The following is a 17,064-nucleotide window of genomic DNA, read 5'->3' as shown; positions in this document are numbered from 1 at the left end:
AATTTCACCGTCCCGTCATAGAAACCGTGATTTTCCTTGCAATCCGTGCATCAAACATATTTATCAAAAAAGAGAAAGTCTCAGAACGGGCGGCGTCCGCCACCGATGCCACCACGAGGGCCATGACCTCCGGGGCCTCCGAAACCATGGTTCTGCTGCATCTTGTCACGTGCAGCCTTGCCTCCGAAGATATTCAGACGGTAGATGAAATGCAGCATGCAATAACTGTTCACACCATTATACTCGTACACCGAACGGCCACTGGAGGTGAGTGAACGGCTGATGTTGCTCTGTTGCTTCAGGATGTCGTACATCTCGAAACTGACGGTGGCCGCACCCTTCAGGAAAGTTTGTGCAAGCTGGGCATTCCAGATGAGTTCATTGCGGTTCATGCTGCTGTCCGTATAGCCACGGCGGCTTTGGTTGGCTATATTGGTAGAGAGCGTCATGCTCCAGGGCATGGAAACCTGCGTATTGGCGCCATAAGAGAAGGTGTAGGGGTTCTGATTGTTTCCGGGTGTCAGTTTGTCCCTCTCTGCAGAGTAACTGATGCTGCCGTTCAGCCCGAATTCAAACCAATCGTTACGGTAAGATCCGTTCAGACGTTCACCCAATATAAGTTCTGTTGTCGTTTTCTTCTGCTCCACTTTCGTCTCCGAATCGGTCAGGTAGCTCACATTGTTGTTATATCTGGCACTGGTGAACGAATTGACGGTATATTTCTTATTGGGCAATGCCGTACTGAAATTCATCACACCGAAAGTTCCCCAGTTACCATTGATGTTCTTCGGGGTTGTAGTCCATCCGCCGGTTTCACTATTATACACGCGGCTGCTGCTGATACTGTTCTGTGTGGCCGAAAAGCCGACATGCATCATAATGCTGCGCTGCTTTTCGCCGTCATACGTATTGTAGAACATGCGCATCTCGTGGGAGAACGAGGGCCTCAGTCCCGGATTTCCCTTGCGGATATTCAGGGGATTGGAGTCATCGGTTACATCGAGCAGATTCTCCATGCTGGGCTGACTGCTACGTCCACGGTAGTTGAATCGCAACTGGCTCAGTTTGGAGAAGCGGACCCGCAGGTCGATATTGGGTGCAAAATTGAATACGTTGCGTGCCGTATCTATCTTTATGTCTCCTTTTTCGTAAGATAGATTGGTGTGCTGCGGCTGGAATGACAAACCGGCACTAAGCTGATACTTGGGACGGATGAATCGCAACCCCACCATAGCGTCATGATTATAGTACCGATACTCGGCAAACTTGCTTTGGTCCGCATTCAGGACATCGCCCGCACCAAGTGGCCGGGTAATCTGCCCGATTATCTCATCCGTAGTGGGACTGCCGTCAAAAGCCCTGTCCAGATCGAAAGTTGACTTGTCGCTCTTGTTGTACTTATATTGGAACTGATAGCTGAACTGCAAGAAAGTAGTTTTAGCCAAAGGCTCACTGTAAGTCATTTGCACACTGTAATTATAGTTTTTGGTAGGAGTGGTGATGTAACGCATCAGCAGCTCGTCATCCTTTGTTTTGTAATAGATGTTAGAATAGGAATACTGGTCGCTTTCCGAGTCGTTATAGCCGAAACGCCCCCGAAAAGTAATGTTGCGTCCGCGCGAGTTGAGCTTGCGGTTCAGTTGCAGAGTGGCATTGGCGGATAGATTGCTGCCATTGCCCAGCGACAAATTGTCGCTAAGGTTCAGCAGACTGTCACCGAACAGTCTTTTCATCTGTTCTGCATCCGCCAGATAGTTGTTGGGGTCAGCCACTATCGCATAAGGGTCTGTACTGAAGGCTGCCGACTTTGAATCTGAATAGTTATCGGTCTTCCCATAAGAAATATCGGGACGGAAGATTATGTTTGTCAATGTATCCGGCTTCCACTCCAGGCGGAAGTCTGCATTGAAAGATTGATTCTTGCTGCGCTGACGGCTGTTGGAGTTTGAATAAGAGTTACCGTTTGTCAGAAAGTTTTCAGAAGACCCTATGCTGACAAGATCATTGTCCCTATAATTATAGCGCGCGCTGCCTCCTAATTCCAGTTTATCCGTTTCCGTTGCGAAGTTCACACCCAGCTCCTTCGTAGCCGTCAGTCCGTTGTTCCTCATCCAGCGCGGGCCGCCCCCTCCGCCGGAGAATCCCTGATCGTTCACATTGTTGCCGCCGGCAATCAGCGAGACTTGTGTCTTGTCGCGGAAGTAGTTTATCATGGCACGTCCCAGATATCGGTTTTCCGTACCACCGGCAAGGTCTATATTCCCGAAAATGCCCTGATTCATACCCTTCTTCACAGTCAGGTCGAGCACGGTTTCCTCTTCACCATCGTCAATGCCCGTGATACGGGCAAGGTCGGACTTTTTGTCATAGGTCTTCAGCTTGTCCACCATGTCCACCGGCAGGTTTTTCAGCCCGGTCTTCACATCTCCACCAAAGAATTCCTTTCCATCGACCATTAATTTCTTTATCTCCTTGCCGTTTATCTTCACAGTGCCCTCATCATCCACTTCCGCGCCGGGCAGTTTCTTCACGAGTTCCTCAAGCATGGCCCCTTCGGGAGTGCGATAGGCCGATGAATTGAATGCAACGGTATCTTCCACCACCTGCACAGGCGGAGCCTCCGCCGTAATAACGGCTTCAGCCAGCATCACGGCATCCGTATCCAAAGTCAGCGTACCCACATTTTTATCGGGCACGGATGCAGAAAGCTGCAAAGGAACAAATTTTGTTTTAAAGCCGATATAGGAGATCTTCAGTGCATACCTGCCTGCCTTCACCTTGGGCAGCGTGAAATAACCTTGCGCGGAACTCGCCACCCCTGCCGTCTGGGTGCTGTCGGGCAATGAGAGCAACTGCACAGTAGCCTGTATCGCGGGCTCCTTTGTATCTTCCATGATACGCCCTGACACCGTAATGTTCTTTGTTTGTGAGAATGCTGACGATGCCGCTATCAGCAGCAACGCCATCCCTGTAATAATTTTCTTCATGCGTTTATATTTCTTTGTCTATTCTTTGAAATGAACAATGACTTTCATTCACTGTTCCTTTTGACAAAGTTCCGGGCAAAAGGTTTAATGCCCCGCATGAGGTTTAGCCTTCTTTATCGACCGTTCCGCTTAAACATTCTGTCAACGGTCGATTTTTTGATACCAAATTCCAGACAAAGGACATTCAGAATCAAGAATATGAGAAACGTAGAAGAATCGACGGAGAGAAGGTCGCCTTTCGCCACCCTGTAAAGCATGCTTCCAAAAATGAAAAGCACAGTCAGGAATATGGCATTGCGCGTCGCACCGTTGCGTATCTGCTCCGTGTCACGGTTCTCGTTCGCGGTCAGCGCGAAGATAATCATTAAAGCGCCCAACATCATCATCAGTTTGGAACATTCCTTATAAAACAGCAGGTTCGCATCCGTCACTTTCCCCATCATCATCATAAGGATGGGAAGAAACAACCCCAAGGCGATCACAAAATACCCTAACGGGCGGCAATATACAGGCAACAAAGCTTTCATCAGGTTTACTATTTATGATTTATTTTGTCCGGGCAAAGGTAACACTTATTGCCGAAAGAACTATCTTTGCCCTGCAGAATAAATTATAAATCATTAATACTTTCATGAGCAGACAAGAAGTAATCCTTTGCAATGAGCTGAAAAGCAGCCTGGAGCATGCCATAGACAAATGCCCCCATGACAAACTCTTTATCCTCACCGACGAACACACCCACCGCCTCTGCCTGCCGCAGCTTGGCGGCATTACCGCCCTGGCGGATGCGGAAGAAATCATCATAGGCGCGGAAGACGTGCACAAGAACCTGGAAACGCTGGCCTACGTGTGGCAGGCTCTGAGCGAGCAGGGAGCCACCCGACACTCGTTGCTCATCAATCTGGGTGGAGGCATGGTGACCGACCTCGGCGGCTTTGCGGCCTCCACTTTTAAGAGAGGTATCGCCTACATTAACATCCCCACCACCCTGCTGGCCATGGTGGACGCTTCCGTAGGAGGCAAAACGGGCATCAACTTCAACGGACTGAAGAATGAAATAGGGACTTTCGCACCCGCCGCCTGTGTTCTGATCGAAACAGAATTCCTGCGCAGCCTTGACGCGCACAATTTCTTCTCCGGCTATGCCGAGATGCTGAAGCACGGACTTATCAGCACTCCCGAACATTGGGCCGAACTCTTGGCATTCGATACGGAAAAGATAGATTATGCCGCCCTCAAATCCATGACAGGACGCTCCGTGCAAGTAAAGGAGCGCATCGTGGAAGAAGATCCGCAGGAGCATGGCATCCGCAAGGCCCTGAATTTAGGACATACCGCAGGACATGCTTTCGAGAGCCTTGCACTTGCCGAGAACCGCCCCGTATTGCATGGCTACGCAGTGGCTTGGGGCATTGTTTGCGAATTATACCTTTCTCATATAAAGGCAGGATTTCCAAAAGACGAGATGCGCCTCGCCATCCGGTTCATAAAAGAGAATTACGGCGGATTCTCATTCACCTGCAAGGAATACGACCGGCTCTACGAACTGATGAAGCATGACAAAAAGAATACCGCCGGTGTCATAAACTTCACCCTGCTGAAAAATGTCGGAGACATCTGCCTCAACCAGACGGCAGACAAAGAAACCATCTTCGAGATGTTGGACTTCTACCGGGAGTGCATGGGGCTATAAGCCCCTACACCTCCCGTAGCTCCGCCGTCCCATCGTCCGTGCCGGCAGGCGCACCGTCCGGTTCTTCCACATCTTTTGCCGCACGTTCCTTTTCCAACGTCTCCGGCCGCAACATTTCGTGAGGGAAATACCTGCCAAGCGGATAACGGTAAAAATCCATCTCCGCATCGAGCCTTGCCACCAGTGACTTGTCGGGGCGGAAATAAACACGCGACAGACGCACCTTGCCCGGCATCACATCGTCCGGATGCTCAAAGCCGTCGCTCGTCACCGCCACATGAAAGGAGCCAAGCCCTCTCACCGTCACCGACTCGCCACTTCTCAAAGCCTCCTCGATGAACCGAGGCAAATCCACCAATACTCCTTCCACATCTCCCGCACTCATGCCTTTCCTGAATGCCATACGTTGCGCCAGCACCTCCGTTGTCACTCCTCCGCGCTGTTGCCACATGCGCTGCACGGCATAATACAGTTGCTTCACCCCCTCTGCCGTGCGGAAAACCTTCTTCCGCACCAGATAAACCAGACTCATACTCTTACTTTTTTTTAAATGAATGTAATGCTTCCGCAACAGCCGGGCAGCAGCCCCGCCTCCGGAAGACTATTGTTCCGAATACACGAGATGCACATCTCACGACACACGAGATGCACATCTCGCACCGTATGAGATGTACATCTCATACAACAAAGATAGGTATATTCCACATAATACGCAAGCATATTCAATGTGGTATGCAAATAAGTTCCATGCGTCAAAGGTTAGTCCCTTATCATTAATTAACAATATCTCATGCAGGTTTTCCGCTTCCGTCTCATTTTCATAACAGAAATACCTATTCCGAATGTTTAATTAAAAAAGTACACTATGAGAATGAAATCGGTTTTAAACAAGCAAATCCTGATCCTAATTGCAGCCATAGGCTCCCTGGGCTTCCAGTCATGCCTGGACGACAATGATGACAACTATGCCATGAGATACCCCAACGCCCTTGTAACGGTGAAGACCGGTGCAGACCGTACCGTCTTTCTGCAACTGGACGACAAGACCACCCTGCTGCCCACCAATATCAAGAAATCCCCCTATGGCGAAAAGGAAGTCCGGGCTTTGGTGAACTACAAGGAAGTAAATGAACCGAGCAGCACCTGCAACAAGGCCGTGTACGTCAACTGGATAGACAGCATTCTTACCAAGCCCCTCGCACCCGATCTGGGTAAAGAAAACGACAAGGCATATGGCACAGACCCCGTGGAGATTATCAACGACTGGGTGACGATTGCCGAAGACGGCTACCTGACGCTCCGTTTCCGCACTTTGTGGGGAGATCACAGCAAGAAGCATTTCGTGAACTTGCTGCAAAGCAACAACCCGGACAACCCTTACGAGGTAGAATTCCGCCACAATGCCAACGACGACAATCACGGAGCACCGCAAGACGCCTTGGTAGCCTTCAAGCTGGACGGTCTGCCCGACACCGGAGGAAAGACCGTGAAACTGAAGTTGAAATGGAAATCCTTCAGCGGAGAGAAGTCCACCGAGTTTGAATATTGCACCCGGCAATCCACGGCTTCAGACCACGGCTCGGCTCTCACTTCGGTAAAGAGCAATCTGAACCTGCAATAATCCTTTTCCGCGCGGCCGTATTCTGCAAGACATCCATTTTGCACGGATGACACACAAAAAAAGAAGTTTTTATTTGCTATTTAAAAATAAAGCACTACTTTTGCATCCGCAATTCGGGATGTAGCTCAGCCCGGTAGAGTACGCGTCTGGGGGGCGTGTGGTCGCAAGTTCGAATCTTGTCATCCCGACTACCGATAAAGCATTGATAACCTAACGGTTATCAATGCTTTTTTCTTTATGCACACGCATGCCGGCAACAAGACCCACGGAATATCCTCCCGATTTTTCAGGAATCTCGCCAGAATTATCTACTTTTGTGCTCTAAACTCAAAAAAGACTATGGGAGCAGCAAAATGGATAGGCGGTGTCATCGGCTTCATGGCCGGAGGCCCGTTGGGAGCCTTGGCAGGATACGCATTAGGCTCTTTATTTGATACCGGACAAAATTCAACAAGCGGTTACTATGGAGAAAAGCCAACAGGCAACGCCGCATATACCGGGCAGCGTAACAGCTTCCTGTTCTCCATGCTGGTGATGGCCTCATACATTATCCGTGCAGACGGACGCATCATGCACAGCGAGATGGAATTCGTGCGCCGCTTCCTGAGAAGCACGTTCGGTGAAGCAGCCGTCGGCGAAGGAGAACGTATTCTGCTCAATCTCTTTGAACAAGGCAAACAGATGGACCGACAAGATCCCCTGGCATATAAAAACACCATCCGCGACTGCGGCAGACAGATTGCAGCCAATCTGACTTACGAAGAACGCCTGCAACTGCTGGTCTTCTTGGTAGAAATAGCCAAAAGCGACGGACACGTATGCAACAAAGAGGCAGAAGCTCTGAAAGAGGTGGCAGCCTACATGGGACTGTCGGCCGCCGAAGTGGAATCCATGCTTAATCTGGGCGGAAACTCTCTGGACGAAGCATACAAAGTGCTCGAAATAGCCCCCACCGCCACCAACGACGAGGTGCGCGCCGCCTACCGCCGCCTGGCACTGAAACACCATCCTGACAGAGTGGCCACTTTGGGTGAAGACATCAAAAAGGCAGCCGAAGAGAAGTTCCAGAACATCAATAATGCCAAGGAACAGATATACAAAGCGAGAGGTATGAAATAACTGATAATTAACGATAACGCCAATCAACACTTATGAAGAAGATATTTACAATCGCCATACTGGGATTCGCAACGATGGCTTCCTATGCAATCACTCCCCTGTGGATGCGTGACATACGGATATCACCCGACGGCAAGGAAATCGCATTCTGCTATAAAGGAGACATCTACAAAGTGCCCGTAAAGGGCGGGACAGCCATGCAGCTCACCACACAAGACTCCTACGAATGCACCCCCGTATGGTCGCCGGACAGCAAGCAGATAGCTTTTGCAAGCGACAGATATGGGAATTTTGACATTTTCGTGATGCCCGCAAATGGAGGAACAGCCAGACGCCTCACCACCAACTCGGCCGGCGAACTGCCGTCCACATTCACTCCGGACGGTAAATACATCCTCTTTTCGGCATCTATCCAAGATGCGGCAACCAGCGCCCTTTTCCCGACAACCGCCATGACCGAACTTTACAAGGTTCCTTCAACCGGAGGGCGCACAGAACAAGTTCTGGGCACTCCTGCCGAAGCTGTTTGCTTCGGCAAGACCGGTGACAAGTTCTTCTATCAAGACCGCAAAGGCTTTGAAGACGAATGGCGCAAGCACCACACGTCTTCCATCACCCGCGATGTCTGGATGTACGACATCCGTACAGGAAAGCATACCAACCTCACCCGGCGAGAAGGTGAAGACCGCAACCCGGTGTTGTCTCCGGACGGGGAAACCTTATTTTTCCTGAGCGAACGAAACGGAGGCACATTCAACGTCTGCTCCTTCCCTATCTCCCAGCCGCAATCGGTGAAGGAAGTCACCGCCTTCAAAACTCATCCCGTACGGTTTCTCTCCATAAGCAACGAGGGTACTTTGTGCTATGGATACGACGGAGAAATCTACACGCAGCAAAACGGCGCTTCTCCCCAAAAGCTGGATGTCGAAATCATCCGTGACGATCGGCCGCAGATTGCCGGCTTCACCTTTTCAAGCGGAGCCACTTCGGGCACTGTCTCTCCGGACGGCAAGCAAATAGCTTTCATCGTACGCGGAGAAGTTTTCGTCACTTCCACAGATTATACCACCACCAAACAGATTACCGCCACTGCCGCACGTGAAGCCGGCCTCTCCTTCGGACCGGATAACCGCACCCTGGCTTATGCCAGCGAACGCAACGGTAACTGGCAACTTTTTCTGGCCAGCATAGTACGCAAAGAAGATCCCAACTTCCCGAATGCAACCCTGATAAAAGAAGAAGCCCTGCTGCCTTCCACCACTGTGAAACGTGCATATCCGCAATTCTCACCCGACGGCAAGGAACTGGCTTTCATTGAAGACCGCAACCGCCTGATGGTGCTCAACCTCAAAACCCGAAATGTACGCCAGATAACCGATGGTTCTACTTGGTATGGTACAAGCGGCGGTTTCGACTATTCATGGTCACCGGACGGCAAATGGTTTACCCTTGAATTCATAGGAAACAAGCATGACCCGTACTCGGACGTAGGCCTTGTCAGCGCACAAGGAGGCGGTGAAATCACAAACCTCACCAACAGCGGCTACACAAGCGGATCACCCCGTTTTGTGCTCGACGGCAACGCCATCCTTTTCACCACCGAACGCTACGGCATGCGTGCCCATGCCTCATGGGGATCGCAGGATGACGCCATGCTCGTATTCCTCAATCAAGACTCTTATGACAAATTCTGCCTGAGCAAAGAAGATTACGAACTGCGCAAAGAACTGGAATCCGAACAGAAGAAAAGCAAAGAAAAAGACAACAGCAAAGGGAAAAACGAGAAGAAAAGAACCGGGAAAGAAGATAAGGACACGACCAAAGTCCAAGAGATCGTTGTGGATCTGAAAAACATCGAAGACCGCATCGTACGCCTCACCCCCAACTCCTCGAATATGGGAAGCGCCCTCATTTCCAAAGATGGAGAAACCCTCTATTACCTTGCAGCTTTTGAAGGCGGATTCGACATGTGGAAAATGGATCTGCGCAAGAAAGAAACCAAACTACTCCATAAAATGGATACCGGATGGGCGACGATGGAGATGGACAAAGAGGGCAAACACCTTTTCCTTATGGGCGGAAAAAGCATGCAGAAGATGGACATGGCTTCCAATGAACTGAAACCGGTGAGCTATCTCGCCTCCATGAAAATGAATCTGGAAGCCGAACGCGAATACATGTTCGACCACGTGTACAAACAACAGCAAAAGCGTTTTTATAACACGAATATGCACGGGGTGGACTGGGATGCCATGAGTGCTGACTACCGCAAGTTCCTGCCGCATATCGGCAATAACTACGATTTTGCCGAACTTCTGAGTGAATGGCTCGGCGAATTGAATGTATCCCATACCGGCGGCCGATATTATCCCGGCAAGCATAGCGAACCTACCGCAAGTCTGGGCTTACTTTTTGATTGGAACTATGCCGGAAAGGGCATGCTTGTTTCTGAAGTGATTGAAAAAGGCCCGTTTGACAAAGCCGACACAAAAGTGAAAAACGGTGTGGTGATTGAAAAAATAGACGGTACGGAAATTACTCCCGAAATGGATTACTATACATTGCTCAATAACAAGGCAAAAAAGAAGACACTTGTTTCGCTATATGACCCTCAGACCAACGAACGATGGGAGGAAGTGACAATTCCTGTCACCCACGGCGCACTCGGCGGCCTGCTCTATACCCGTTGGGTAAAGCAACGTGCAGCAGATGTTGACAAATGGTCCGGCGGGCGTTTGGGATACGTACATATAGAATCTATGGGAGACGGTAGTTTCCGTTCCGTTTACTCGGACATCCTGGGTAAATACAACAATCGCGAGGGCATTGTCATCGACACACGTTTCAATGGCGGCGGACGCCTGCACGAAGACATCGAGGTACTGTTCAGCGGCAAAAAATACTTCACACAAGTAGTCCGCGGACGCGAGGCCTGCGATATGCCCAGCCGCCGCTGGAACAAACCTTCCATCATGCTGACCTGCGAGGCCAACTACTCCAACGCACACGGCACACCGTGGGTTTACAGCCATCAAAAGCTGGGCAAGCTGGTAGGCATGCCCGTTCCGGGCACAATGACCAGTGTATCTTGGGAAACCTTGCAAGACCCATCGTTGGTGTTCGGCATTCCCGTCATCGGCTACCGCCTGCCGGACGGAAGCTATCTGGAAAACTCACAACTGGAACCGGACATCAAGGTAGCCAACTCACCCGAAACCATAGTGAAAGGTGAAGACACTCAATTGAAGGCGGCTGTAGAAGAACTGCTGAAAGAACTCGACAAATAAGCGGTATATCCCCAAAGCTGTTCTATCCATGCAAGTATATCCTAAAAAAGAAGCCATCCGAAGGATGAATTCATTGGCAAAGGCCGATGTACCCTTTCTTTTTGTCATAGACTATATGCAGGAGCATTCGTATATTGAAACTCTCGACCAAATAGATCCCACTACCTGCCTCTACCGGTTTCGGGAGGCAGGTAATGTGGAGAAAAGTACCGCGGATGATGCCGGAGAAGCAGAAAAAGCAGAATGGGAAATCATCCCTCCCACCCCCGGCATCTACAAGCGTGCCTTTGACATTGTGAAACAAAACTTGTTGGCAGGCAATAGCTATCTGACAAACCTGACCTGCAAAATTCCTGTCACCACCAACCTGACGCTTAAAGATATATTCCTGCATTCAAAAGCACTGTACAAGCTTTGGCTGAAAGACAAACTGGTTTGTTTCTCTCCCGAAATCTTTGTTCGTATAGAGAATGGAAAAATCAAGTCTTTTCCCATGAAAGGCACGATTGACGCCACCCTTCCGGATGCAGAAAACATACTGATGAAAGATGAAAAGGAAGCCGCCGAGCATGCCACCATCGTTGACTTGATACGGAATGACCTGAGTATGGTGGCCAATCAGGTAGAAGTATCATCTTACCGCTATATAGACTATCTGCAAACCAACAAAGGACCTATCTTACAGACAAGTTCAGAAATTTGTGGCGTACTGTCCGACGATTATCCCGAATATATAGGAGACATCCTTTTCAAACTGCTGCCTGCCGGTTCTATCACCGGTGCTCCCAAATCCAAGACCATGCAGATTATCGCTGATGCGGAAAATTATGAACGGGGATTCTATACCGGAATAATGGGTTGTTACGCAGACAAAGAGTTGGATAGTGCCGTGATGATACGCTTTATCGAACAGGAAGACGGACAACTTTATTTCAAAGCAGGCGGAGGCATTACAGCCAAAAGCCGATGGGAAAGCGAATACAACGAAGTAATACAGAAAGTATATGTGCCGATTTATTGAAACCATCCGCATTGACAACGGAAAAGTCCGCAATTTATCCTATCACGAGAGAAGGTTAAACGATACCCGTACACACTTCTGGCAAGGAAGCACTCTGCTGCAATTGGCAGACCGCATAAAGCCTGACCGGAAAACGGGGATATACAAAGCACGTATCGTATATGGGGAAGCAGGAATCGAAGAAATCAGCTACTCCCCCTACAACATTCGGCATGTACAGTCATTGGCTGTCATCCGGACAGATGATATAGACTACACCTACAAAAGCACCGACCGTGAGGCTCTGAACCGCCTTTTTGCACAACGGGGCGGATGCGACGATATTCTGATTGTGAGGCAGGGGCTATTGACCGATACGTCCATTGCCAACATTGCCCTCCATGACGGAACTTTCTGGTACACTCCCGCACAACCATTGCTGAAAGGAACCAAACGTGCACAACTGCTGGATGAAGGCATTCTTCTGGAAAAAGAACTCGGAATAGAAGACTTATCCGCATTCTTCAAAATCAGACTGTTCAACGCCATGATAGATTGGGGAGAACTGGAACTGCCCACCAACGCATTGCACGCCGCATTCTGAGTTTATATCACTCGTCCATATCATTCAGATGTATCTCCAGTGCCTTGACCGATATATAAATTTCATAGACCGATATAGCCAACGAAATAATCAGCAGCACCAATGCCAGTCCGAATACATAAACCGAAACAACATAGAGCCGGATGTAAATGAAGAACATACTGACCACACACAGCAACAGACTCCCTATGCCGGTGACTTGCATGGCACGTGTCAAGTAGAGCCGTTTTCTAAGATTGGCAATCTGAGCCGCCTTCACCGAAGACGGATTCTCCATATATTGTTCTTTCAATGTGCGAACAAGCTGGGCATACGACAAGAAACGGTTGGTATATGCCAGCATTATCAACGATATAGCCGAAAACAGTAAGGCGGGAGTAGTTAAATCAATATCCATTTCATCTCGTCATTAATTAACATCTGCAAAGATAAACGAAAGAATGGAATAAGATGTTCTCCTTTTACCAAAGATTTATCCTACATTTGCAGTGATAATAATACTTTACCACCGTAACTTAACAAATACGATCATGCGATATACTGTTTCTGCACCTTCCACCCTGCGGGCCGACATACAACTGCCGGCATCCAAGAGTATCAGCAACCGGGCGCTTATTCTCCATGCACTTGCCCATGGCAATATCACTCCCTGCAACCTAAGTGACTGTGATGATACCCGTGTCATGATACGTGCCCTGAATGGTAATCCGGAACATATCGACATCCTTGCCGCCGGAACCGCCATGCGTTTCCTTACGGCATATTTCAGCGTAATCCCCGGAACCCGTGTCATTACTGGAACAGAGCGTATGCGGCAACGCCCCATCCACATACTTGTAGATGCCCTGCGCAAACTCGGCGCACAAATAGAATATGAGGGAAACGAAGGATTTCCTCCCCTGCGCATCACCGGTACGGAGTTGAGGGGGGAAGAAATATCCCTTGCCGGAAATGTAAGTTCACAATATATCTCCGCCCTACTGATGACAGGGGCTATACTCCCCAAAGGCTTACACCTGCACCTGACGGGCAACATCATCTCCCGCCCGTACATCAACCTGACTTTGCAACTGATGCGTGATTTCGGTGCAAAGGCAGACTGGAATTCGGAAAACAGCATAACAGTCAGTCCCGGCGGTTATCAGGATGTACCGTTCACCGTAGAAAGCGACTGGAGTGCCGCTTCCTACTGGTATCAGACAGTCGCCCTCTCAGGCAATAGGCACATGAATGCCGGAAGCGCAGAAATAAGCAGCCCCACCGTTGACTTGCTCGGATTATTTCCCCACAGCCATCAAGGAGACAGCCGGGGAGCCGAGATATTTTCGCGTCTCGGAGTGCATACCGAATATATTGGGCACGGAGTGAGGCTCACCCAAACAGGAACTCCCGTCGAGCACCTCACAGAAGATATGGTGGACATTCCCGATCTGGCACAGACTTTTGCCGTCACCTGCTGCCTGATGAACATTCCCTTCCGTTTCACCGGACTGCAAAGCCTTAAGATCAAGGAAACCGACCGCATAAATGCTCTTATCACAGAATTGCATAAACTGGGGTATATCGTACGCTCCGAACAAGACAGCATCCTGTCATGGAATGGTGACCGCTGTCCTGCCGAAGCTGCTCCAACAATATCCACTTACGAAGACCACCGCATGGCAATGGCTTTTGCCCCCGCCTGCTTCATGTTGCCACGATTAAAGATCGACGAACCCCAGGTTGTATCCAAATCCTACCCAGCCTATTGGGAAGACTTGCAAAAGGCGGGATTCAAAATTAGCCAAGACAAAGACTGACAATTAGTAAGACATAAGGGAATCCCATTATTTTGCCGTATGCAAAACAATATGTATCTTTGTCCGTCCCACCGAAGGAACACGTTTTTCAGAGAAAGGAAACCCATGTGGATATTGATTATTAGCTTGATTATCCTCGTCCTTGCAGCATCTGTTGCAGGAGTGATACACAATCGGCAACTGCAAAAGAAAATTGAACGTGGCGAACTGAATGCCATGCCCGAAATAAAAGTAGCAGACACAGAGTGCTGCGGACAACACGAGGTCTGCGAGCGTGACAGCCTGCTGGCTGCCGTCAGCAAAAAAATAGAATATTATGACGATGAAGAACTGGACAGGTACATCGGTACTCCTCCAGACGCATACACCCCGGAACAGGAAGACATATTCCGTGATGTGTTCTACACGATGCAGGACACCGATGTGGCCGGCTGGGTACGCAGTCTGCAATTGCGTGGCATCGCACTGCCCGACAACATAAAAGATGAGGTGTTCCTCATCATCGGAGAGAGAAGACAACCTCACCCCTGAGAAGTTGTATCAAACAAACAGATTAGGCATATTTCTATATAATTATTAATCATCAATACAAATCCTATATGGATTTACTGCAATACACATTTTTCCGGCATGCCCTTATAGGCAGTCTGCTTGCCAGCATTGCCTGCGGATTAATAGGAACATACATCGTAACACGACGACTGGTTTTCATCAGCGGAGGACTGACCCATGCCTCTTTCGGCGGGATAGGACTTGGACTGTTCACAGGCATTTCGCCAATCCTGTCGGCGGCCGTTTTTTCCGTTCTATCGGCTTTCGGAGTAGAATGGCTCAGCAAAAGAAAAGATATGCGCGAAGACTCAGCCATCGCCGTATTCTGGACATTAGGAATGGCACTGGGCATCATGTTCACATTCCTTTCACCGGGATTCGCCCCCGATCTTTCAGCCTACCTGTTTGGCAACATACTCACAATTACATTGGAGGACATCGCACTGTTAGGAGGACTTGCAGTCGTTTTAGCTCTTTTCTTCGCACTGTATCTTCATCCCATCATTTACGTAGCGTTCGACCGTGAGTTCGCCCGTTCACAGGGCATCCCCGTACAAGTGTTCGAATACGTACTGATGATGTTCATCGCCCTGACCATCGTGGCATGCCTGCGTATGGTAGGCATAGTGCTTGTTATTTCACTGCTCACCATTCCGCAAATGACGGCAAACCTGTTCTCCCATCGTTTCCACCGCATTATCTGGCTCTCCATAGGAATAGGTTACCTAAGTTGTCTGGGCGGATTATATATTTCCTATCAAATGAATGTTCCCTCAGGAGCATCCATCATCTTCTTTTCCATTATTATCTATGCAATTTGTAAAACAGGAAAGAGTTTTTGGCTATATTTGCATCGGAAATAAAATTCATTGCAAGTTGTGCAATCCTCTTCAGGACATTGCCCTGCACTATTCCTGCAAATTGCAATGAACAACAAAAGCTATAAAGTATGGAAATTAGAATTCAGTCATTAGACCAAATCCATGAAGCCGCCCGGCAGTTTATCGAAGTTATGGGCGACAATACAGTCTTTGCCCTGTATGGAAAAATGGGAGCCGGAAAAACGACCTTCATAAAAGCCGTTTGCGAAGAATTAGGTGTCTCTGACGTCATTACCTCCCCCACTTTTGCAATTGTCAATGAATATCGTTCAGATACGGCAGGAGAGTTGATTTACCATTTCGACTTCTATCGCATCAAGAAACTGGACGAAGTCTATGACATGGGATATGAAGACTATTTTTACAGTGGAGCCCTCTGCTTTATCGAATGGCCGGAACTTGTTGAGGAACTGCTGCCGGGAAACACAATTAAAGTGACCATTGAGGAAGTGGAAAACAGTGAGCGCAAGCTCACTATGGAAGAAATGGCTTAATTATCAATCAATGAGTCAATATATCATACAAGGGATATTTGCCATTGCAGGGGTCACTTCACTGTTAGCGGCAATTCTTGATTGGAACTGGTTTTTCACTGCTCAAAATGCCCAGTTCATTGTCCGTAACGTAGGGCGGAAGCAGGCACGCTGGTTTTATGGCATATTGGGCATCATTCTTGTCGGCATGTCAGTATTCTTTTTCATGGAATCATTATAAAAAAAGAGGATATCCCCTGCGATATGGGCATATCCTCTTTTTCTTTATCCTAACAAGAGATAGCTATTCTTCCAATGATTCGGTATATTCCATCTCACCTTGTACAATGAACAAGATTTCTTCCGGATCATAGTCACCCATTTCATCCTTATGGGCCTCTTTTACAATATAATCAACGATCTTCCCCAAATCAATTTCAATATATCCATCCTCATCAGGCTGTGCATCAAGGATGCCGCTTTGAGAATAAAACTCGTCAATCAAATCGAGAAAATAGTAGAACTCGTCGTCAGAGAACTTCTCTTTCAACTCTTGCGGCAAATAATTCTTGATGTACTCGATGGTCTTTTCATCATCGACATCATTCTGCAAAAAATCGTCTTCCAGTCCCATATCTTTATTTTTAAGGGTTAATGTCTTCCTGTCCGGCTATTACAGCAATGCTTCAATCTTAGCTGCGAATGCTGTTTTCGGAGCAGATCCTACTTGTTTGTCAACCAGTTTTCCATCCTTAAAGAACAACACAGTAGGGATATTCCGGATACCATATTCAGCAGCTACATCACCACTTTCATCTACATCACATTTACCGATGACTACCCTGCCTTCATATTCGGCTGCCAATTCATCAATGATGGGGCCTACCATCTTACAAGGTCCGCACCACGGCGCCCAAAAGTCAATAACGACAGGTTTCCCTCCCGCTACAAGTTCCTGATAATTGCTGTCTGTAATTACTAAAGCCATTTCTTTAAATATTAAATATTGATTATTAATTCACTATCGGTTATAACACATTCAATTCTC

17 protein-coding genes and 1 tRNA gene are annotated in these 17,064 nt (G+C 48.5%); 12 read left to right on the top strand and 6 right to left on the bottom strand.

Annotated features, from left to right (window positions below; all coding sequences use genetic code 11):
• Positions 1-80: 80 nt before the first annotated feature.
• Both BACHE_RS06225 and BACHE_RS06220 read right to left on the bottom strand, forming a co-directional pair.
• Positions 81-2,987, bottom strand: coding sequence for a TonB-dependent receptor (locus BACHE_RS06225; protein WP_013546840.1), 2,907 nt, complete (start codon positions 2,985-2,987; stop codon positions 81-83).
• Positions 2,988-3,100: 113 nt separating this feature from the next.
• The gene (locus BACHE_RS06220) at positions 3,101-3,514 is read right to left on the bottom strand and encodes a hypothetical protein (RefSeq protein ID WP_013546839.1); all 414 of its coding nucleotides are present in this window, start codon (positions 3,512-3,514) and stop codon (positions 3,101-3,103) included.
• Between the two features lie 104 nt (positions 3,515-3,618).
• Here BACHE_RS06220 and aroB point away from each other — a divergent pair, with 104 nt between their 5' ends.
• Entirely contained in the window at positions 3,619-4,680 is a 1,062-nt protein-coding gene (aroB, locus tag BACHE_RS06215) for a 3-dehydroquinate synthase (protein WP_013546838.1), read from the top strand.
• Between the two features lie 4 nt (positions 4,681-4,684).
• Here the strand turns inward: aroB and BACHE_RS06210 are convergent, their stop codons facing one another.
• The gene (locus BACHE_RS06210; protein ID WP_013546837.1) at positions 4,685-5,212 is read right to left on the bottom strand and encodes an HU family DNA-binding protein; all 528 of its coding nucleotides are present in this window, start codon (positions 5,210-5,212) and stop codon (positions 4,685-4,687) included.
• Between the two features lie 333 nt (positions 5,213-5,545).
• Here BACHE_RS06210 and BACHE_RS06205 point away from each other — a divergent pair, with 333 nt between their 5' ends.
• The 6 genes from BACHE_RS06205 to BACHE_RS06180 all read left to right on the top strand — a co-directional run bounded on the left by BACHE_RS06205 (position 5,546) and on the right by BACHE_RS06180 (position 12,311).
• Positions 5,546-6,301 (top strand): NigD1/NigD2 family lipoprotein, encoded by a 756-nt coding sequence (locus BACHE_RS06205; RefSeq protein ID WP_013546836.1) that lies wholly within the window; start codon positions 5,546-5,548, stop codon positions 6,299-6,301.
• 114 nt (positions 6,302-6,415) lie between these two features.
• A tRNA-Pro gene (locus tag BACHE_RS06200) sits at positions 6,416-6,489 on the top strand.
• A gap of 151 nt (positions 6,490-6,640) precedes the next feature.
• Positions 6,641-7,420, top strand: coding sequence for a TerB family tellurite resistance protein (locus tag BACHE_RS06195; RefSeq protein WP_013546835.1), 780 nt, complete (start codon positions 6,641-6,643; stop codon positions 7,418-7,420).
• Between the two features lie 32 nt (positions 7,421-7,452).
• Positions 7,453-10,707, top strand: coding sequence for a S41 family peptidase (locus BACHE_RS06190; RefSeq protein WP_013546834.1), 3,255 nt, complete (start codon positions 7,453-7,455; stop codon positions 10,705-10,707).
• Between the two features lie 28 nt (positions 10,708-10,735).
• Entirely contained in the window at positions 10,736-11,728 is a 993-nt protein-coding gene (locus BACHE_RS06185; RefSeq protein ID WP_013546833.1) for an aminodeoxychorismate synthase component I, read from the top strand.
• Complete coding sequence (locus BACHE_RS06180; protein ID WP_013546832.1) at positions 11,712-12,311, top strand: aminotransferase class IV family protein; 600 nt, start codon at positions 11,712-11,714, stop codon at positions 12,309-12,311. Before BACHE_RS06185 ends, BACHE_RS06180 begins: the two co-directional genes overlap by 17 nt.
• A gap of 7 nt (positions 12,312-12,318) precedes the next feature.
• On the opposite strand, the gene BACHE_RS06175 is transcribed toward BACHE_RS06180, so the two are convergent.
• Complete coding sequence (locus BACHE_RS06175) at positions 12,319-12,708, bottom strand: DUF2721 domain-containing protein (protein WP_013546831.1); 390 nt, start codon at positions 12,706-12,708, stop codon at positions 12,319-12,321.
• Positions 12,709-12,841: 133 nt separating this feature from the next.
• On the opposite strand from BACHE_RS06175, the gene BACHE_RS06170 reads away from it, so the two are divergent.
• The 5 genes from BACHE_RS06170 to BACHE_RS06150 all read left to right on the top strand — a co-directional run bounded on the left by BACHE_RS06170 (position 12,842) and on the right by BACHE_RS06150 (position 16,257).
• Positions 12,842-14,110 carry a 3-phosphoshikimate 1-carboxyvinyltransferase gene (locus tag BACHE_RS06170; RefSeq protein ID WP_013546830.1) on the top strand — a complete coding sequence of 423 codons (1,269 nt, stop codon included), beginning with the start codon at positions 12,842-12,844 and terminating at the stop codon, positions 14,108-14,110.
• Positions 14,111-14,215: 105 nt separating this feature from the next.
• Positions 14,216-14,641 carry a hypothetical protein gene (locus BACHE_RS06165; protein WP_013546829.1) on the top strand — a complete coding sequence of 142 codons (426 nt, stop codon included), beginning with the start codon at positions 14,216-14,218 and terminating at the stop codon, positions 14,639-14,641.
• A gap of 68 nt (positions 14,642-14,709) precedes the next feature.
• Entirely contained in the window at positions 14,710-15,525 is an 816-nt protein-coding gene (locus BACHE_RS06160; protein WP_013546828.1) for a metal ABC transporter permease, read from the top strand.
• Positions 15,526-15,611: 86 nt separating this feature from the next.
• A complete protein-coding gene (gene tsaE / locus BACHE_RS06155; RefSeq protein WP_013546827.1) occupies positions 15,612-16,037 on the top strand; it encodes a tRNA (adenosine(37)-N6)-threonylcarbamoyltransferase complex ATPase subunit type 1 TsaE in 426 nt (141 codons plus the stop codon).
• A gap of 10 nt (positions 16,038-16,047) precedes the next feature.
• A complete protein-coding gene (locus BACHE_RS06150; protein ID WP_013546826.1) occupies positions 16,048-16,257 on the top strand; it encodes an immunity 17 family protein in 210 nt (69 codons plus the stop codon).
• 63 nt (positions 16,258-16,320) lie between these two features.
• Here the strand turns inward: BACHE_RS06150 and BACHE_RS06145 are convergent, their stop codons facing one another.
• Positions 16,321-16,650: a hypothetical protein gene (locus BACHE_RS06145; RefSeq protein WP_013546825.1), complete on the bottom strand. Its 330-nt coding sequence runs from the start codon at positions 16,648-16,650 to the stop codon at positions 16,321-16,323.
• Positions 16,651-16,689: 39 nt separating this feature from the next.
• Complete coding sequence (gene trxA, locus BACHE_RS06140) at positions 16,690-17,004, bottom strand: thioredoxin (protein WP_013546824.1); 315 nt, start codon at positions 17,002-17,004, stop codon at positions 16,690-16,692.
• Positions 17,005-17,064 lie beyond the last annotated feature (60 nt).

This window comes from Bacteroides helcogenes P 36-108 (assembly GCF_000186225.1).
Classification (GTDB): Bacteria; Bacteroidota; Bacteroidia; order Bacteroidales; family Bacteroidaceae; genus Bacteroides; species Bacteroides helcogenes.
This window is presented reverse-complemented; position numbering and strand designations above follow the sequence as displayed.

Excerpts from the sequence above, each read along its gene's own strand:
- BACHE_RS06225 (WP_013546840.1), bottom strand. The coding sequence starts at position 2,987 with ATGAAGAAAATTATTACAGGGATGGCGTTGCTGCTGATAGCGGCATCG.
- BACHE_RS06220 (WP_013546839.1), bottom strand. The coding sequence starts at position 3,514 with ATGAAAGCTTTGTTGCCTGTATATTGCCGCCCGTTAGGGTATTTTGTG.
- aroB (WP_013546838.1), top strand. The coding sequence starts at position 3,619 with ATGAGCAGACAAGAAGTAATCCTTTGCAATGAGCTGAAAAGCAGCCTG.
- BACHE_RS06210 (WP_013546837.1), bottom strand. The coding sequence starts at position 5,212 with ATGAGTCTGGTTTATCTGGTGCGGAAGAAGGTTTTCCGCACGGCAGAG.
- BACHE_RS06205 (WP_013546836.1), top strand. The coding sequence starts at position 5,546 with ATGAGAATGAAATCGGTTTTAAACAAGCAAATCCTGATCCTAATTGCA.
- BACHE_RS06195 (WP_013546835.1), top strand. The coding sequence starts at position 6,641 with ATGGGAGCAGCAAAATGGATAGGCGGTGTCATCGGCTTCATGGCCGGA.
- BACHE_RS06190 (WP_013546834.1), top strand. The coding sequence starts at position 7,453 with ATGAAGAAGATATTTACAATCGCCATACTGGGATTCGCAACGATGGCT.
- BACHE_RS06185 (WP_013546833.1), top strand. The coding sequence starts at position 10,736 with ATGCAAGTATATCCTAAAAAAGAAGCCATCCGAAGGATGAATTCATTG.
- BACHE_RS06180 (WP_013546832.1), top strand. The coding sequence starts at position 11,712 with ATGTGCCGATTTATTGAAACCATCCGCATTGACAACGGAAAAGTCCGC.
- BACHE_RS06175 (WP_013546831.1), bottom strand. The coding sequence starts at position 12,708 with ATGGATATTGATTTAACTACTCCCGCCTTACTGTTTTCGGCTATATCG.
- BACHE_RS06170 (WP_013546830.1), top strand. The coding sequence starts at position 12,842 with ATGCGATATACTGTTTCTGCACCTTCCACCCTGCGGGCCGACATACAA.
- BACHE_RS06165 (WP_013546829.1), top strand. The coding sequence starts at position 14,216 with ATGTGGATATTGATTATTAGCTTGATTATCCTCGTCCTTGCAGCATCT.
- BACHE_RS06160 (WP_013546828.1), top strand. The coding sequence starts at position 14,710 with ATGGATTTACTGCAATACACATTTTTCCGGCATGCCCTTATAGGCAGT.
- tsaE (WP_013546827.1), top strand. The coding sequence starts at position 15,612 with ATGGAAATTAGAATTCAGTCATTAGACCAAATCCATGAAGCCGCCCGG.
- BACHE_RS06150 (WP_013546826.1), top strand. The coding sequence starts at position 16,048 with ATGAGTCAATATATCATACAAGGGATATTTGCCATTGCAGGGGTCACT.
- BACHE_RS06145 (WP_013546825.1), bottom strand. The coding sequence starts at position 16,650 with ATGGGACTGGAAGACGATTTTTTGCAGAATGATGTCGATGATGAAAAG.
- trxA (WP_013546824.1), bottom strand. The coding sequence starts at position 17,004 with ATGGCTTTAGTAATTACAGACAGCAATTATCAGGAACTTGTAGCGGGA.